The following is a 17827-nucleotide window of genomic DNA, read 5'->3' as shown; positions in this document are numbered from 1 at the left end:
TATGACACTACTACAGCCATCATATCTCTGGGGACTACTCGCACTCGCGATTCCAATTATCATTCACTTGTGGAGTCGCAAGAAGGTGCGCACCATCAAAGTGGGCAGTATACAATTTATCGCGCCCACAAAATCTAAAGAGAGTAATAGTATCCAGCTTAATGAATGGTGGCTGCTCTTATTACGTTGCTTGATCATTAGCACGCTAGTTGTAATTCTTGCAGAACCTCATATTACAACAGCTCCCGATAAGGAGGAGGTTGCTTATCTTTTTGAGCCTTCGCTACTTTCTACCGCAGATGGTCTGGCGAGATTTGAACAAATACCGCTGGAAGGAAGGCGATTATTACAAGAAGATTTTCCACTGTGGGAGACCGGAGATGTAATAACAAATAAAGAGGTGGTGCCTAATTACTGGCAGCTCGCTAGAGAGATGGAAGAGTTAGCTGCAGATAGTATTGTGGTTTTTACACACGCTTTCGCGAAAGCGTTACAAGGCAAAAGGCCTACTATAAAAAAGAACATCACTTGGATTCCTGTGGAAACTACCAGACAGGATGAGAAATCACTAGTCGCAATTGCTCGTAAGGATAGTTTAGAAATCATTAATGTGTTAAGCGAGGCGCAACTACTTGGTATAAATAAAGAGAAAGTAGCGATACGTGATGCAGCAATAAATCTTGCAAAAGACAGCGTCGAGATCAGAACGAATGGTATTTCTAGAACCATTGCTATAAAAGAGTATACTCCTATTGAGGTGACAATTATCTATAATAAAGCACATGACGCCGAACGTAGTTATCTAGAGGCTGCCTTACGTGCGATTAGTCAGTTTACTCAGAGAGAGATTACAATTACCACTGTTTTAGATAGAGAAGAAATAAATACGTCAACTATTGATTATTTGATTGACTTGAGTGGTAATCCTATGGTAGCTAGCGAGATGGCTACGCTATATTATCGACCGAATGAAATTGCAAATTCGCTTATTGTTACAGGACCTACAGCAACTACGTCGATACTGACAAAGAAACTAACGCCAAAACTCATAACAGAAGAGCCGCTAGTAACACAATTACTTACATGGCTCCATCTTGACCAAGAATTAAATACAAAAATAGCAGACCTTGATAATCGGGTGATGAGTTTAGAGCAACTACAAACCATTAATATTCCCGCTGCCGCAATGAAAAAAGAGGTAAAAGCAGATATATCAAGTATCTTCTGGATACTGCTTTTAGTACTCCTTGTAAGCGAGCGCATACTCTCTAGAATACGTAAACAATAATGCAAGAAGGGATACAACTCATACAGAAGTACATGAGGCGCTGGCAATTATTGCGAGGCTTAGAAGCCGTGCTTTATGGTATCGGTGCTGGACTTTGTAGTGCATTTATTACTAGAAACCCAACAATAGGTATTGTTGCTTTTATAGTGGTAACTGCAATAACAGTGCTTATGATTAAACCTTGGAGAATCAATCTAAGTACAGTGAGTGCGTACATTGATAAACATCTCGATAATGCTGAATATAGTAGTAGTTTATTGTTGGCGGTGCCAGATGGAATGTCTGGGCTTGCACAATTACAGCAACAGAAAATTACCACACTCTTATCACAGCAAATTACCACTGTGAAACCTAAAACGAGGTTGCGATATGCTGCGATTACAGCAAGCGCATTAATACTGGTGGGTGTCATAGTTTTTTATGCATTTGGAAAGAGCATAAATCGTACTATTGGAACTACACCTGAGCAGGAGATAATGACATTTTCTGTGACAGATTCTGTTGCTCCGGCATATAAGCCGCCTGTGCTCATTAATCAGAAGCTTACCATTCGTTATCCAGCTTACACAAAACTTGGTTCACGTACTTCTAGTTTGATGAACACAAAAGCTGTTGAGGGATCACAGCTATATTGGCAATTAGATTTTGACAGTAAGGTAAGCGAGGTTATAGTAGAAGTAATAGGAGTTAATGATAAGATGAGGGGTGATGGTACCGCTTTCGCGAAAGCGTACAAACCCACACAATCTGGTTACTATAATTTTAAATTTACAGATACGCTTGGGGCTAGTTACGCATCAGATATTTATGCGATTGAAGTGGTGAAAGACAAAGCGCCTTTAGTTGAAATAAAAGATATCCCACAGTTTACTTCATTTGAATATTCAGATAACAAGAAGCTCAGCTTTGTTGCTCAAATTAGTGACGATTATGGAGTGGCAGCAGCACACATTATTGCCACGGTAAGTAAAGGAGAAGGAGAGTCTGTAAAATTTAGAGAGGAAAAGTTGGCTTTTAATCAATCGGTTCAAGTAGGTGAGAAATCCATGCGATTATCTAAAAATCTTAATTTAGATCAGCTGAAGATGGAGCTAGGAAATGAGTTGTATTTTTATGTTGAGGTAAGTGATCAAAAAACACCAAGACCTAATATCACACGTAGCGAGACCTTCTTTGCAGTAATTAAGGATACGGTGAGTGATGGTTTTGGAGTAGAAGGAACACTAGGAGCAGATTTGATGCCAGACTACTTTAGGAGCCAGCGACAGTTGATTATCGATACGGAGAAACTCATAGAAGAACGACCACAACTCACAGAGGAAGAGTTTAAAACACGAAGTAATGATTTAGGTTTTGACCAGAAAGCATTACGATTAAAGTACGGTCAGTTTATGGGAGATGAGGCAGATTCTGGTATCGCTGTAACTCCGGATATTTCTCACGAAGATTTTGATGCAGATGATCCCACGGCAGGTTTTAGACATGATCACGATAGTGAGAATGAGCATAATCTTGTTCCAGAAGAACATGATCATGAAGAAAGCGGTGAGGAAGAAGGTGAAAAATCTATACTTGAGGGATATGTGCACAATCACGATGACCCTGAAGAATCAACCCTTTTTACAGAATCCTTGCGCGGCAAACTCAAACAAGCCATGGCCGAAATGTGGGATGCAGAGCTACACCTTCGTCTTGCAGATCCTAGCGTGTCACTACCTTATCAATACAGGGCATTGACATTAATACAAGATATTAAAAATAGTGCGCGTATTTATGTGCACCGCATAGGATTTGATCCGCCGCCTATTAAGGAAGACAAGCGACTTTCTGGAGATCTCAAGGAGATTGAAAATTTTTACAAAACCGAACAAATAGCGGCTAATAATCCCTATGTAAATATGGAGGAAAGTATTGCGCTTCTTGAAAATCATATTGCTGAACAGACGCCTTTGACAGCTTCAGATAAGACGATACTTGCTAATGCAGGAGAAGAGCTAGCAATAATTGCAATACAAGAACCTGCACGACATCTTAACACCTTGCAACAACTCAAAAGACTCACAGAGGAAAAGCAACAACCAGCAACTACACTGCGACAAGTACAGCGCGGTTTGTTACAAGCATTGCCAGTAAATGATGCAATGCCAATTACTCCTAAGCCATACAGAGGAAAACTAGAAGATATATTCATTAAAGAACTACAGACGGGTGATCGATAATATATCATTTATACATGAAGAGTGGATGTTGCCTGTAATTGCTGGCGCCGCAGTATTGTGGGGTCTTTTTATATGGAAAGAACTCCGCGTTACAGGCATTAAATACGTGTTTTTAAAGGCAATAGTAGCTATTATTGCAGTAGCTAGTCTTGCATTGATGTTACTGCAGCCAGTAAAAGCTGTGCCACGTACAATGGGCGTTGGTATAATTCTCACAGAAGCTTATAAACAACAGCAGGTAGATAGCTTACAGGGACTCTACAAGGACATAGAAATTATCAATTATGATGGTGATGGTTTTAATCCCTCACAACTTGAGGCTATAAGTACTGCTTATATACTCGGGAATGGTATTGCTTCTTATGATATTTGGCAATTACGACCTATGGCAACTACCTATTTAACAGGTGAAAGATTGAGCGGTATTACAAAACTTGCTTATAATAAATCTGCAACCGTAGGAGATTCCCTTTCAGTTCGCGGGATTTATTCATTACCTGCAAAAGGGCATCGCTTGTTACTAGAAGATGCTGGAGGAAATACTCTTGATTCGGTAACGGTTTCTGGAGGTGATGCATTTGATTTTGAGTTACAAGCCACAACTTCAGTAAGTGGAAGGTATGTGTATAAACTTATTGAAAAAGACAGTCTGGGTTCAATTATTACTGAAAATCCATTACCTCTAATTATCAAAGAAAAAGAACGCTTAAGTGTTTTAATTATAAATGGTTTCCCCACGTTTGAAACTAAGTACTTAAAAAATTACCTAGCAGACGAAGGGCACGAAGTGCTAGTACGCAGTCAGCTTACCAAGGAACGGTACAAATTTGAGAATTTTAATAGGAAGCAAGGGACTATTTATGGATTTACGAGCGCAAATCTTTCAGCGTTTGATGTGGTGATTATGGACGCTAGTTCTTATAATGGTCTGTCTAGCGGTTCTCGCAGAGCACTTAATAATCAAGTATCGCGTGAAGGTCTCGGTGTATTTATACAGCCAGATTTGGCAGTAGTAAATAATGGTAAACGATTTGGTTTTCGCTTTAAGCGAAACAATAAAAAAGAAGCCTCACTCTCAGCCTGGCCAAAGGTTAAGTTGGCTACTCTGCAACATAGTTTTGACACTGGAGCACTAGTACAACCTATTATTTCAAAAAATGGAAATGTGTGGGCAGCTTATGCTCAGCGGGGTGCTGGTAGATGGGGAAGTACTACACTTACAGATACCTACCAGCTCGTACTAGATGGTAATGAGGCTGCTTATAATTACTTATGGTCTTCTATATTGAGCGCAATAAGCCAGAGAGAATTACCCGTTTTACACTGGGAGTTTCAAGAAGAGCTAGGGGTAAGGGATGCACCTTTTCGCTTTAAGCTACGCACAGCAATACCTGCTCCAAAGGTTCTAGATAGTAAGCAGGTTGCAATATTATTGCGACAAGATCTTTTACTAGAAGATCAATGGGAGGGAACGGTCTACCCATCACAAACAGGCTGGAATGAATTACATCTAGAGAAAGACACCACAACAATAGGAAACTATTATATTCCTCTTGATACTGACTGGAAAACGCTAAAAGCGTCTACTCAAATTGCGCATAATAAGCGCACATTTACCGAAAATAAAAAAAATGTAGCCACTCAATCAGTCTTGAAACCTGTGGAACGTTTATGGTTATTTATCATATTTATTTTAGCTATGGGCTATTTATGGCTAGCACCTAGACTAGAAGGTGTGTGAGACTACTTGCCTTTTTTGAGTGATTATTTAATCTCTAACAAAACATCAATTTATGAGTTCGAAAATTATTTCTAAGCTTTTTGTAATGGCTGGCTTCTCTAATGTGCTAGGTGTTTTACTATTATCTAGAGGGTTAACAAATCAAGTTATGATGGATGCACAGCCAGAAGTAATGGGCTACTTTGGACTTATAGCTATCGTTTTATGGGGACTTGCGTATATAGCAGTAGCAAAAAGTTATGCAGCTGTGCCATGGCTCATAGCGGTATTTGCTGTAGAGAAGTTGGCTTACGTTATTGTATATCTGCAGTGGTTTACAAGTCATTCAATCGCTACAGTATATGAGCGGGACGCCTTTGCAGGAGTGTTTTATAGCATTTATGGTCTTAATGATTTTATCTTTATGCTCTTTTTTGGATGGGTATTTATACGCGTGTTTAGAAAAACTAAGAGATAATTATTACTCTTATAATTAAATTGATTTACGATTATCTATAAATCGCAAAAGGCTATCCATATGGATAGCCTTTGCAAAACAATCAGGTTAAATTAAGTATGGTAACAAATCATTACTCAAAACCAAATTGAAAATTTGGGGGAATTCAATCTAATAAACAATCTATAAAAACATCTTTTCTGCAGGGATAATCAAACTCCTTTTTCTATTCTAGTGTCGAGTAATACTCGATATGCTAGGTGAGTAAGTCATTCTGCACTGCTAAATTACCTATACATGATCTTCTCCATCATTTTTAAAATAACAAGTCGTACGTATTCTATGAAATACATAATTAATCGACAAAATGCACAAAACAAGAGTGTGGAGCTCCTAAGTTTTGAGCTTGATCATTTTATGAAAGAATAGGAAAGATTGAAAAAGCGGGCTGTTGAGGTTAGCTTTCGCGAAAATTGGATAGATTTTAAACTAATTATGATGAAAAAAACCATGATAATTAATCTTAGGTAGATGCTATGTCGTAGAATAGTGTTCTGAATGTAGTGTTAATTACTTAATGCCTCGAAAGTTTCGGCTATAGTAAAATCATTTTCCATTGCGTAAGGATAAATAAATAGAAAGGAGTAATGCTCGTCCTTCAACACTATTTCATATTTATCTAGAACGCCATTAACGGAGGACGAAAACATACTTTTAATACGACGATAATTTACGTTACTATCTAGAGCTACTAACCCATCGAGGTAAGAATAAGATGTAGCTACATCAGTTACCATGACTGGATGTTCTGCTGTGAGACCGTAGGTTTGATTTTTGCTTTCCATAGTATAAATTTAAGCTAGATACTAAAGTTTAAAAAGAATTGAAATTTAATAAGCATACACTTTCTAAGGTGTATTCACATTCTGGAAAATTCATTAGATTTTTGAGTATTTTACAGATTGCGTAAAGCAAAAAAGGGTCTCCAGATGGAAACCCTCTACAAACAATCCCGACTTAGAAACCCCTAGCAACTAAGCCGTGACAAGGATACGAACTTTACAAAAAGATGCCGTACGGGAAACCGCATTGAGTTCATTTTTATTTTTTTTAGTCAATAGATAGTTTAAAGAAAACTATAAATGAACTAGGTTTCGTTTTGTTTTTTTTTCGCGAAAGCGGACTTCTTAGTTGTGTATTTAAAACAAAAAGGCACCCAAGTGGGTGCCCAATGCAAATAATCTTGACCTAGAAACCCCTAGCAACTAAGCCGTCACAAGGATACGTGATTTTCTTATAGGTCTTTTACGGATTTCCTTTATTTGGGCGTTTTTTATTTTTTTTTAACATTTTTATATTTGGTGATATTTGATTGTTAGGTCTTTATAAAAAAAATAGAGGATGCCCGAATGAACATCCTCTACAAACAATCCTTGACTTAAATTCCCCCATGATTTTAAGTCGTAGTAAGATTACAAGATTTTTTAATGATTATCTTACGGTAAACCGCATTTGGGGTGATTTTCTTAGGGGTATTTCTAAATTAGACCTAAATCTTTTACTAATGCAACGAGATGGACAGCATTATTAGCTCTAAACTTTACTTTTAATTTGCTCATCTTTTTTTCAATAGCGCTTAGACTCGAGGGAGACACGTTGAGAGCAACGAGTTCTTTACTTATTTCATCATGAGAGTACCCGTAAGAAAGTAACCGCATGAGAGTAATGTCGTACTCATCTATTTCTAAATCTGCATTATTAGACATTGCCATTGCAACGCGTGAAGAAACAAAACGTTCTCCATTAAAAACAGTGTTAATAGCCTCTTTAAGATCTGAGATTCCTTCTCGTCCTTTGCATACAAAGGCATCTACCCCCGTATCATTATATAGCTGCCTCACACGCTGGAAGCGATCTTCTACAGAATAAATGATAATATTGAGCTCAGGATGTTCTTTCTTTAAAGTAGCTGCAAGATCATCTCCAGATGCAAATTGTTGCTTGCGGTGGTCTGCTACAAATGAGAGATCAGAAATTATGAGGTCATAAGGTTTACCATCCATTTCTGCTTTTTTAATGAGTTTATATGCCTCATCACAATATTGAACCTGCTTTATGTAGGGAACTTGATAGGTAGTGAGAATGTGTTGTACACCTTCATTAACACTTCCTAAATCGTCTGCTATAATTACTTTTTGAAACATTATATCTTGATCTGTGCTTTAAAACCTTGGTTAGACTTACTTTCAAAAGTAATTGTTCCTTTTAGAGCTTCTATACGGGATTCCGCATTAAGCAAACCATTTTTAGAATTTATAGCGCCGCCTATACCATTATCCTTATATAGAATATGCAATTTTTTACCTTCCTTTGAAACCTCAACAAAGGCTATAGTTGCTTTACTATGTTTCTTAGTGTTAGTAATGAGTTCTTGCAATACCCTATAAATAGTGGTCTTGTGGGCTTTTGGAATTTGATTCCAATCTATCTTGTCGATACCTTTTGTAATGATATTGAAAGAGGGAGTTTTATAACCCACTAACAAATCATTTAAGGATGTTTGGAAAGATTCTTCTGTCTCAATAAAACTATTTTCTCTAGATATATCTCGAGTTCGACTATAAATGTGCTCTAGATTGTCTAGTAAGTGACTTTCATTGTGCGTATTAGTTTGCACTTGTGAGATTAGTTTATACACATCATTTGCAACTTCGTCGTGTAATCTCTTTGAGATTTTTGTTTCTGTAATATATACTTGTTCAAGTCTCTTTCTTCTATGGCGAGATGAAAGAAAAATGATAATAACTACAGTAGTTACTGCAATAAACAAGGCTAAATATTGGTAGCGTGTTTTGTTGATTTTCTCCTGCTGCGCTATAAGCTCGCTTTCTTTTGCTTGCGTTTGGAAAGTGTCGTATTCATATTTTTGAGCTACATATTTATATTCTTGAAGAGTTTCTACTCTGTCTAAGCTGTCCAAGAGTTTTTTAAATACAACGGCGTTTGTTGTAGCACCTATATCAATTGCCAGTCCGAGGGCTTCTAGTTGATATCTAGGGTTGTTAAGGCTGTAAGCAATATTTTTTGCTATCAGGGCATATTTTCTAGCTAGTGCTTCTTTGCCTTGCTGATGGTAGTAGTACGATAGATGTCTATTTGTAGAAAAACTTCCCGTGATATTGTTTTCTTTTTCATTAATGGTAAGGGCTTCTAGCATCAATGTCTCACCCATTGAGTCACCTAGTTGCGTAATACTATACCCATAGTTATCATATATAGTAGTCAGTGTGTTGTTATCTTCTATGCGCTCTTTATCCTTCATAAATGGACTTAAGACTTGAGCAGCTTGTTCATAAGATGAGCGCTCCATATATATGGTGGCGATATTATTTGAAATTGCAATACTATCTTCTTTTTTTGTAGCCATTGCTAGCGCTTGCTGGTAATTTTCTAGGGCTAGTGGCAGATTGTTAAGACTTCTATGCAACCTACCCAGCCTATTTCTAAGACGAACGATAGTTTGTGTATCTGTTACAGGAATATCTTTTAAGAGGTTAATGGTGGTTTTTTCACTCTCAAAAATGTCACCATTATTGAAATATCCTAAGGATATAAGCTCAGAGTAATAATTGTTACGGGCTGTATCAGTATTAGGGTTTTCAAGTTGGCGCTTGAAGTAATTAATTCCCGCTGTCACATCCTCAGTGTTTTTTGGATATGCAATAACTCTATAGTAGTATTGGGTGCTATCTATAGGTGTCTGTGCCGAAAGTGGTGTTGTCCAAATACCACAAAGCGCGAGCACTAGTAATACAAGTAGGGTTGTAATAGTAGATTTCTGCATCCCTCAAAGATATTATATTTTGTAAGTGAGAAATAACGAGGTCGTAAGTAATAAAGTATTGATGTGGATAGTTACGCTTTCGCGAAAGCGTATACTTACAACTTGTATATCAAAAGCAGTATAATTTAATGTCAAAACCTTGTCTATCTAGATGAGAGGTTTTAAAAATTGTAAAATATGTTGAGAAAGTGTAGTGTTATAATCATTAATGAAACTTTAATTTGATGAGGTTAGGCTTACCTATAAATTGAATAGAAATGTTATGTAGTTTAAAAATCAGACTGTTTACTCTTTTCTATTTAATAGCGCCAATTAACTGTTCAATTACGATAGTAATTTGTTAAATCAATATAACTTTGCAATAAAAAATTGAAGAAAGAAAATACTTGGATTAGCTGGAATGAAAATGTAAAACATTCATTTACAAATAGCTATGATATCACTACAGAAGAAGAATTTGCAGATGCCATTAAGAACTCTGACAATGTCAGGTTTTACGGTTCTAAACAATCCTCATCAGATATTGCTGCAGGGACAGACTCGCTTATTAATATCAAGAATTATAATCGGATAATTGATGTTGATAAAGCATCTAAAAAAATAACTGTCCAATCTGGAATTGAGCTTAAAGACCTTCTAGAAAAAATAGAGAGTTTAGATTGGTGTATTCCTTGTCTGCCAGACATCAACACTATTACATTAGGTGGAGCCTTAGCAACAGGAACACATGGTACTAATGGAGGGCTTATCTCTTCGTATATGACGAGTTGTAGGCTCATTCAAGCAGATGGTTCAATCCAGGTGATTGATGAAAAGGATATGCTCATGGATGCTGTGAGAGTATCTCTGGGAGTTCTAGGTGCTTTCTCTACAATTACACTGCAATGTGAGGATTCATACACTCTACATTTAATTGAAGAACCTGAGAGTGATGCTGTATGGACTAAAAATCTAAGTAGCTATTTGTCTAATCATGATTTCTTAAGAATATTATGGCTTCCTCATACAGGGATGGGGTATGTGATAAAAGGAAAAAAGATTCCAAAAGATCAACACGTTGAGGAAGATCTAGGACCTGCATATTTGAAAAATAGGAGAAAGGCCTCAAAATTTTTATATCAGCTTACTAAGACAGCCCCTTGGACCATCTATTTTGCAAATAAAATTCTTTACCAGCGGTTTTTTAAAAGTAGAAAAGAACATAAAGGAAGTTTGTACCAAGCTACAGTTACAAAATCTAGAGGATCAACGCTTGAACTTGCGGAGTGGACAGTTGATTTTGAAAAATTCCCTTCATTACTTAAAGAACTGTCAGAAACTATAAATAGTTTTAAAAATAAATCATTCATCCACATACCTATGGATGTGCGTTTTGTAGATAGTGATGATAGCTGGTTAAGTAATGCGTACAAAAGAAAAACGGTAACGATGGGTTGCGTTTCAAGAGATGCATCAAGTGCAGATAGTTATGAAGCATTTAAAACAGTGGAGGATATTTTTCTTAAATACGGAGGAAGACCACATTGGGGAAAGCGCTTTGCTGCAAAAGACCCTGAGCTAACTAAACTCTACCCAAAGTGGAATGATTTTAAAGATTTACGTAAGTCTATGGATCCTACGAATAAGTTTTTAAACAAGTATTTAGCTTCTATTTTTTCAGAAAAATATAATCTATGGTTAAAGGAGTATTGTTTGATTTTGATGGAGTAATAGCTCATAGTAAGCACATACATTTTGCCTCTTGGCAGTTTGCTGTAAATGAGGTGCTGGATGCTACTGTAGTAATAACTTCTGGGGATATTAAATCTGGCGCATCACCAATAATCATATCAGAGATATTGTGTGAAAAATTTGGAAGTAATTCTGAAGCCGAGGAGCTACTAAAAGTTAAGAATAATTACCTAACTGAGCATATAGATGAAGTAGAGCACTATAAGGGTGTTGAAAAGCTCTTTGAATATCTAAAAAAGCACAATATACCTTATGGTATAGCCAGTAACGCGAGCAGTGATTTTGTAAAAGACTGTATAAAATTCTGGAAGTTTGAAGTACCCGTGATGTATGGCTATGAAGATTACGTAAATCCAAAACCTAACCCAGAACCTTATTTAAAGTTGGCAAATAGTTTAAATATAAAACCCGCTGATTTTAAAGATGTGTACATCTTTGAGGATAGTGCGCTAGGCTTACAAGCAGCTTTAAATTCCGGTATGCAATCTGTTTACATACAATCACATTGTGTAGTTGCTGAAAATATCATAAGTCAAACTAATTATCAATTTAATTCGGTGTTTGATGCGATGGGAACTATTGATAAGCTTATAGCTTCTTAGTTAATAATAGCTCTTTTCTTGAGCATTTTGAATATTTGATGGTCTTCAGTTCAGGTCGTTATTATTACTCATTGTTTAATAAAACTTAAAATATCACCATTGTAGGTGAATCATTTAGAGGTATTTAACGGTTGCTAGTTAAAATGTCATAATCCAGCTTAAAATATATTAGTGTCCAATTAAATTTATGTGAAACTAAAATAGATCACATGAAATTAGTAGGTAAAATATTCAGAATAGTGACAGTCGCTCAACTAGGTTATTATACCTACGACTGGATAAAGAACAAACGATCTTTTAATGATGAGTTTGTTCCAAATTTGAAGAAAATAAAAAGAAAACTAATATAATAAGCATTATGGACGATACTAAAAGAGCAGCAGATCTTGATAATAAGGAGCACGGTGTACATAAGGATAAGCACATAAATCAATACGGAGATCAAAACAAGGACTCATCGCAACCTAAAAGGGATGCTGGAGAGACTGATAAAGCTGGAAGCAATACACTTTCTAATAAAGAAAATGCAGTGCAAGATAATGCTCATAAGGACGCAAAACAAAAATCAAAACAATAAGATTATTGACTAAATTATTTCAAAATACTATAGTAGAAATTTATAATCAATACTGTAAAAAATGATTTGAGATTTCATCTCGACGATGTTAACATATATTCATTGAAGTGAAAAACCCCGTAAACTATATAGTTTGCGGGGTTTTTACTATAAATATGTAAATTCAATCCAACCTTAGCTCCACAGATAATAATAATGGTTCTCACACTTTTTAAGTGTGGATTTATACTAGTTCATCTTCCTAGTGGCAGGGACATCCCAAACATCAACATATTTAAACTTTCTAATAATTTTACCTTTGGTGTTAATTACGCCCCACTTACGTTTATATTTTACAGCACACTGGTCATCCTTATATCCTTGTGCACCTCCAAAACCGTACAACAAGTCATCATATTTATAGTCAATGACAAGCTCTCCTTTAGTATTGATGAAGCCATATTTCTTGTTTAATTTTACAGAAAACAATCCTTGGCATCTCTCGCCTAGTTCTTTATAGATTATAGGGATAACAACTTCGTTGGCTTTATTAATAACACCGTATTTACCCTCATATTTTACTATGGCAAGAGGTTCTTCACCTTGAAAGGTTGGTTCGTCTTCAAAGCAATCATAAAAAAAATCTAGAATTTTATCATACTCATAAACCTGTCCTATCATTTCTTTTCCGTCTTGTGCACTCAAGAGTTGTGCTGCACATAGAATTACTGTTGTCAAAATTAATTTTACCGTTTTCATATTATAGTTATTAGTTTGTTAATCACACTTCTTTCCAAAAATTGGCTTCGTGCCATCTTGAAATTTTAGTACTAAGCACGTCTTGCTTTTGATATATTTTAAATCCTTTTTTAATTGGTCATTATTTGCATTTTTTCTATTCTTAGGGTGATAATAGAGTTCGATTTTTTCAACATATTCACTGTCTAGTAAGCTTGGAGGTAGTGATTTGAGATACTTAGAATACACAGAAAACGTTTCTAGGTTATCTAATTCGTCAAAAACAGAAGAGTCTACATTTATGTTGGTTAAGTAGCCATTTCCAATGAATGTGATATCATTAAGATTACTTAATTCTTTAATCTCTGAGTTTAGCGTAAAAGACCCTCCATTTAATAGATCTGAAGTTAAATCTCCTGTAGAGTACAAGTCTAAGGTTAGGCTTTCTAGGTTTACTAATTTTTCAATGTCTTTAGGTAAACTTTTACTCTTATAGTTTCTTAGTGTGAGACTCCTTAAATTTATAAGGTTATTAATGTTTTGGCTAAGTTTATAAGAATTCCAATTAGCAAACTCGGCTTTTTTTAGACTAGCCATTTTCTCATCAGTAATAAGACTTTGTTTTTTTGCTATTGCGGCTATATCATTATCTCTTTTTGCAACAGCGTTTTGATATGCTCTTTCTTTTTTTTCGCTCTCTATAGCTTTTCTTCTATCTCTTTCTTGTAGTCCAGAAACTATACTGTTTGAGATTTGGCTTACAGCATTCCCTAGCTGTTGAGAAGAAGTCTTAACGCTAGCGACACGACCTTGTGTTTCTTGCATAATTTCGGCTCCTCGCTCTCTATCTAGTCGAGCTGCCTTTTCTGCTGGAGATTCTTTTACGCTAAAATCAGTTGAATTTGTATCATTACTTTCGTTGGATGTTGCATTATCACTATTATCTGTTTTCGAGTTAGTATTGCTCGTATTATTTGAATAGTTTTCACTGTCCTCATCATTGGTGATATTTTGATTTGAAGTTAATAGTTTATTCCAAGCGGCATACATTTGATTCCAATACCCTTCAGCGTTTATGATTTTATCTTTGTGATAATTGTCCATACTATTACAGTACCTAGAATCATCATTACAAATCCTTTTAAAATCTTTATAGTAATTAGTTATCACTATTATATCACCGTCGATTGGGTTGTTCCAATCTGCCTTTACTTCATTTAATACTTTAATATTTGATTTGATTACAGAGACGGGGATAGTTTCGGGATTGCCTCCTGGGTATGTCACAATCGCTGTAGTACCATAGATGTCCTGAAAAAATAATTTTCCAGTTTTCAAATTGGTGCCACGATATATTTTGTCTTGGGCTTTTTCTGCTTTGTCATAGTCGTACGACTGAGAAAACCCATAGTTGCTGATTAAAATTAGAATGGTTGTTAAGAAGATTCTCATTTTGAATGGTTTTAATTCACTCAAAAATAAAATCTTAGATACCCAAGATAAATACCCAAACTTGGGTAAATATGGTATGTAAGTGATTACTTGTTTTATAGATTTAACTCGTTCTCAACGCAGTTAAAGTTTCTTAAGAAGATACTAGGATGTTATCGCTAGTCAAAATCGTATCGCTTTTGTAACCCATAGCGCAATAATTCTCCGGAGCCACTAAGGCCTAATTTCTGGATCATATTCTTACGATGTGTTTCTACTGTGCTTCTCGATATAAATAGGAGTTCGGCTATTTCAGGATTGTTTTTTCCTTCTGTAATGAGTTTTAGGATTTCCTTTTGTCGCCGTGTGAGCACATTAATTCCTACATTATTTTGAGAGGAGGCGGGAGTAGCAACACCTTTGTCATAATAATCTTCGCCAGCATTTACTTTACGCACGGCTTCAAGGAGTATGGAGAGACTAGAGTTTTTGAGCACATAGCCTTTTGCACCTGCAGCAATCATCTGGTCAATCGCTTTCTTTTGATCAAACATTGTGAAGGCAATCACCTTAGTTTCTGGAAATTCTTTTAAAATTTGTGTCGTTGCTGTTATGCCATCTATAATGGGCATTCGTACATCTGTGACTACAATCGATGGTCTTTTTTTGCTAACTAAGTCAATTAATTCCTCACCATTTTTTGCAAAGCCTACGAGTTCAATATCTGATTCATATTTTAGAAAGAGTGCAATCCCTTCACTAAAACTCAAATGATCTTCTGCAATGGCGAGTCGTATCATACTATTGGGATGTTGATTATGATTGACGTTCCGCGACCTTCTTTGGCGTCTATTGTTAAGTTTCCGTCAAGCGCCTTTATACGTCTTTCTATAGAAGATAAGCCCATTCCGTCTGTTTTTAATGATGTTTTTTCTGGATCAAATCCTTTGCCGTCATCTTCAAATACAAGACTAATTTTATCTTCAAAATAAGTGAAGTCGATGGTTACCGCTTTCGCGAAAGCGTGCTTAATTGTATTTGTAATAAGTTCTTGAATAATCCTGAAAAGCGTAAGCTCCACCGCATTACCTATACGAGTGTCCTCCCCGTGAGAAAACACCTCAATGACCAGTTGGTTTGCACCTGAAACCTGTGCCGCATACTCCTTAATAGCAGGAAGCAAACCTAGAGAAATAGGATTTCCAGAGTTGCGCTCGTGAGCAATGCTGCGTACTTTTTGATAGGCAAGCTCAAGTATATCATCTGTTTTTTTAATGAGAGTTTCTTGCTCTTCTTCAAGCCTATTTTTCTTAATCTTAAGATTTTCCATATACAGCTTTAAGGTTGCAAGAAGTCCACCTAAATTGTCGTGTAGGTCCTCTGCTATGCGCTGTCTTTCTTTTGCTTGACCTTCTACCATAGCGTCTATGCTGGAGAGTTCTTGGTTTCTTAAAAGTATCTCGTTTTCTCGCTCTGTGAGTAATCGCTTTTTACGCTGATTTTTAATCAAGAAGATAGCTGTAATGGCAATTGCAATAAGCGCAAGGATTGCGGCAATAAGGAGCGAGCGATTAAGTAAACGTTTCTTTTTCTCAAGCTCATTTTCTAGTTCTAGTTCGCGCGTTCTATACAAGGTCAAGTTTTTATTCTGACTTTCTATTTGTGCGCTATCGGTATACTGTATGTATAATTCTTGATAGTAGAGCGCACTATCAAGAGCTGCAATATTTTTATAATCTGAAGAGAGGTAATTATAGAGATTACGTTTATTATTTATCTTGAACTGTTTTATCCCAATCTTATCTGCTCGGCGCATATAGGTAATCGCCTCTTTGTAATTTTCATTAGAGCGAGGTACGGTAGCTCTATTGAGATGAGCATAAAACAGATCATCTGAAGTTCCATATAATTCTGAAAGCTGCAACGACTTATCAAAATGATAAATAGCCGAATCCTGTTGCGTCGTAAAACTTGAATAATACAAGCCTATGTAGCTGTGATAAAGCTCCACTCGCGATGAATCTCCTATTCTTCTGGCAATTGCTTTTGCCTTATTCATTTGAGAGAAAAACTCTTTTTTGTGAGTAGCATCAAATTTTGCTGCTGCAAGGCCTATTCTCGCAAGTAACTCGCCTATTGGGTCATTGAGCTGCTCGCTATTACTCAACAACGTATTGAGCAAATTTTTGTTTTCTATAGCTAGATGCTCTTGCGAACTGATAATATAATGCAGCTCATAGTTTAATCTATTTGCTTGAATGGGAGCGTTAGATTCTTTAAATAACTTCTGGGCGATCGTTAGATTTCGATAGGCAAGATCTTCTTGGTTTGCATAGCTATAAGATTTACCAAGGCTTTTGTAGTAGTATGCTCTGTCTATGCCTGAAAGCGCTGTACTGTCTATCTTTTTAATATAGACAGACGCTGTATCCATTTCCTTCTCATACATTCTAAACAAGACTTGTATGTTGAGAAGAACATTTTTGGTAGCCTGTGACGACTCAAAACCTTCTAATATTAAGGCAGCTTTATCTACTTGCTTGTATTGTAGCAAAGAGTCAATAGTTTTAATCTGCGCATTAAGCTGGATGCTGAAAGCGCAGATTAAGAGTAGTAATATGTAGTATTTTTTTACAGGCATTTTTATTTTGTGCCTGGTTTTAGGACGCCGCCGTTTGAAGTGAGAGGGGAGTCGAAACCTTCTTTGCTTATGAGTTCATAAATTGCCTGTTGAATTTCTGTAGCATCAGGAATTTTTTGAGTTTGACCACGTCCAATTATGAAATTTTTACTCATGAATTTTGCAATTCCTTTTCTAACTTTTTTTGTAAAAAGGTCTTCGTCTTCTTCGTGTACTACTATTATGGCAAGGTTTTCATTGAATTCCGGGTCTATTCCTACAAGCTTACCATCTTCAGATATTGTGGTCAATTGAGTAGCTCTATCTTTAACCTCTTTTTCTACAACTTGAAAGTTATATACTACTAAAATCCCAACAGGTTTTTTCTTGTAGAATAATGTTCTGCAAATATTTACTGTTTTATTTTCAGATGAAAGTAAGCTATAGTCCGTGCCATCCTCAGTATATACTTCATTAGGTATATTGATACTTACTTTATAATCAAAATATTGCTTTCCTCTTTTGTATTCTCCTTCAATATTTTCAAAATTCGCCATCTCTTGTTTTAGTTTTTGGTTAGTTGTAATATTTGTCATAGTGCAGTGTTCTTGATTGCCAATC

Annotated in this window: 15 protein-coding genes; 7 read left to right on the top strand and 8 right to left on the bottom strand. The window is 36.1% G+C overall.

What is annotated here, in order from left to right; all coding sequences use genetic code 11:
• The first annotated feature begins 1 nt into the window (after nt 1).
• The 4 genes from SJY23_RS00900 to SJY23_RS00885 are packed head-to-tail and all read left to right on the top strand — an operon-like array spanning nt 2 to nt 5705.
• Nucleotides 2–1288 carry a BatA domain-containing protein gene (locus SJY23_RS00900; protein ID WP_396597117.1) on the top strand — a complete coding sequence of 429 codons (1287 nt, stop codon included), beginning with the start codon at nt 2–4 and terminating at the stop codon, nt 1286–1288.
• Nucleotides 1288–3507, top strand: a complete 2220-nt coding sequence (locus SJY23_RS00895; protein WP_396597116.1) for a tryptophan-rich sensory protein — start codon at nt 1288–1290, stop codon at nt 3505–3507. The genes SJY23_RS00900 and SJY23_RS00895 overlap by 1 nt, the downstream gene beginning before the upstream one ends.
• Nucleotides 3497–5248: a hypothetical protein gene (locus tag SJY23_RS00890; protein WP_396597115.1), complete on the top strand. Its 1752-nt coding sequence runs from the start codon at nt 3497–3499 to the stop codon at nt 5246–5248. The genes SJY23_RS00895 and SJY23_RS00890 overlap by 11 nt, the downstream gene beginning before the upstream one ends.
• A gap of 52 nt (nt 5249–5300) precedes the next feature.
• On the top strand, nt 5301–5705 hold the full coding sequence (locus SJY23_RS00885) for a hypothetical protein (protein WP_396597114.1): 405 nt from the start codon (nt 5301–5303) through the stop codon (nt 5703–5705).
• A gap of 545 nt (nt 5706–6250) precedes the next feature.
• Here SJY23_RS00885 and SJY23_RS00880 read toward each other — a convergent pair.
• The 3 genes from SJY23_RS00880 to SJY23_RS00870 all read right to left on the bottom strand — a co-directional run bounded on the left by SJY23_RS00880 (nt 6251) and on the right by SJY23_RS00870 (nt 9528).
• Entirely contained in the window at nt 6251–6529 is a 279-nt protein-coding gene (locus SJY23_RS00880) for a hypothetical protein (protein WP_396597113.1), read from the bottom strand.
• 693 nt (nt 6530–7222) lie between these two features.
• Entirely contained in the window at nt 7223–7888 is a 666-nt protein-coding gene (locus tag SJY23_RS00875; protein ID WP_396597112.1) for a DNA-binding response regulator, read from the bottom strand.
• Nucleotides 7888–9528, bottom strand: a complete 1641-nt coding sequence (locus SJY23_RS00870; protein ID WP_396597111.1) for a hypothetical protein — start codon at nt 9526–9528, stop codon at nt 7888–7890. The genes SJY23_RS00875 and SJY23_RS00870 overlap by 1 nt, the downstream gene beginning before the upstream one ends.
• A gap of 369 nt (nt 9529–9897) precedes the next feature.
• Here SJY23_RS00870 and SJY23_RS00865 point away from each other — a divergent pair, with 369 nt between their 5' ends.
• From SJY23_RS00865 to SJY23_RS00855, 3 genes are all read left to right on the top strand, one after another.
• Entirely contained in the window at nt 9898–11238 is a 1341-nt protein-coding gene (locus tag SJY23_RS00865; RefSeq protein ID WP_396597110.1) for a D-arabinono-1,4-lactone oxidase, read from the top strand.
• Nucleotides 11202–11861 carry an HAD family hydrolase gene (locus SJY23_RS00860; protein WP_396597109.1) on the top strand — a complete coding sequence of 220 codons (660 nt, stop codon included), beginning with the start codon at nt 11202–11204 and terminating at the stop codon, nt 11859–11861. Before SJY23_RS00865 ends, SJY23_RS00860 begins: the two co-directional genes overlap by 37 nt.
• 358 nt (nt 11862–12219) lie before the next feature.
• Nucleotides 12220–12438, top strand: coding sequence for a hypothetical protein (locus SJY23_RS00855; protein WP_035336170.1), 219 nt, complete (start codon nt 12220–12222; stop codon nt 12436–12438).
• A gap of 228 nt (nt 12439–12666) precedes the next feature.
• Here the strand turns inward: SJY23_RS00855 and SJY23_RS00850 are convergent, their stop codons facing one another.
• The 5 genes from SJY23_RS00850 to SJY23_RS00830 form a co-directional block, all read right to left on the bottom strand.
• Nucleotides 12667–13176 (bottom strand): WG repeat-containing protein, encoded by a 510-nt coding sequence (locus SJY23_RS00850; protein WP_396597108.1) that lies wholly within the window; start codon nt 13174–13176, stop codon nt 12667–12669.
• Nucleotides 13177–13194: 18 nt separating this feature from the next.
• A complete protein-coding gene (locus tag SJY23_RS00845; RefSeq protein WP_396597107.1) occupies nt 13195–14607 on the bottom strand; it encodes a hypothetical protein in 1413 nt (470 codons plus the stop codon).
• Between the two features lie 158 nt (nt 14608–14765).
• Nucleotides 14766–15386: a response regulator gene (locus SJY23_RS00840; RefSeq protein WP_396597106.1), complete on the bottom strand. Its 621-nt coding sequence runs from the start codon at nt 15384–15386 to the stop codon at nt 14766–14768.
• Nucleotides 15383–17227: a sensor histidine kinase gene (locus SJY23_RS00835; RefSeq protein WP_396597105.1), complete on the bottom strand. Its 1845-nt coding sequence runs from the start codon at nt 17225–17227 to the stop codon at nt 15383–15385. Before SJY23_RS00835 ends, SJY23_RS00840 begins: the two co-directional genes overlap by 4 nt.
• A gap of 2 nt (nt 17228–17229) precedes the next feature.
• On the bottom strand, nt 17230–17802 hold the full coding sequence (locus SJY23_RS00830; RefSeq protein WP_396597104.1) for a hypothetical protein: 573 nt from the start codon (nt 17800–17802) through the stop codon (nt 17230–17232).
• Nucleotides 17803–17827: the final 25 nt, after the last annotated feature.

This window comes from Dokdonia sp. R86516, from assembly GCF_044596715.1.
Lineage (GTDB): Bacteria > Bacteroidota > Bacteroidia > Flavobacteriales > Flavobacteriaceae > Dokdonia.
Note: the sequence above shows the minus strand (reverse complement) of the source record. Positions and strands in the feature narration are given on the sequence as shown.

Coding starts and splice junctions, on each gene's coding strand:
- SJY23_RS00900 (WP_396597117.1), top strand. CDS start 2: ATGACACTACTACAGCCATCATATCTCTGGGGACTACTCGCACTCGCG.
- SJY23_RS00895 (WP_396597116.1), top strand. CDS start 1,288: ATGCAAGAAGGGATACAACTCATACAGAAGTACATGAGGCGCTGGCAA.
- SJY23_RS00885 (WP_396597114.1), top strand. CDS start 5,301: ATGAGTTCGAAAATTATTTCTAAGCTTTTTGTAATGGCTGGCTTCTCT.
- SJY23_RS00880 (WP_396597113.1), bottom strand. CDS start 6,529: ATGGAAAGCAAAAATCAAACCTACGGTCTCACAGCAGAACATCCAGTC.
- SJY23_RS00875 (WP_396597112.1), bottom strand. CDS start 7,888: ATGTTTCAAAAAGTAATTATAGCAGACGATTTAGGAAGTGTTAATGAA.
- SJY23_RS00870 (WP_396597111.1), bottom strand. CDS start 9,528: ATGCAGAAATCTACTATTACAACCCTACTTGTATTACTAGTGCTCGCG.
- SJY23_RS00860 (WP_396597109.1), top strand. CDS start 11,202: ATGGTTAAAGGAGTATTGTTTGATTTTGATGGAGTAATAGCTCATAGT.
- SJY23_RS00855 (WP_035336170.1), top strand. CDS start 12,220: ATGGACGATACTAAAAGAGCAGCAGATCTTGATAATAAGGAGCACGGT.
- SJY23_RS00850 (WP_396597108.1), bottom strand. CDS start 13,176: ATGAAAACGGTAAAATTAATTTTGACAACAGTAATTCTATGTGCAGCA.
- SJY23_RS00845 (WP_396597107.1), bottom strand. CDS start 14,607: ATGAGAATCTTCTTAACAACCATTCTAATTTTAATCAGCAACTATGGG.
- SJY23_RS00840 (WP_396597106.1), bottom strand. CDS start 15,386: ATGATACGACTCGCCATTGCAGAAGATCATTTGAGTTTTAGTGAAGGG.
- SJY23_RS00835 (WP_396597105.1), bottom strand. CDS start 17,227: ATGCCTGTAAAAAAATACTACATATTACTACTCTTAATCTGCGCTTTC.
- SJY23_RS00830 (WP_396597104.1), bottom strand. CDS start 17,802: ATGACAAATATTACAACTAACCAAAAACTAAAACAAGAGATGGCGAAT.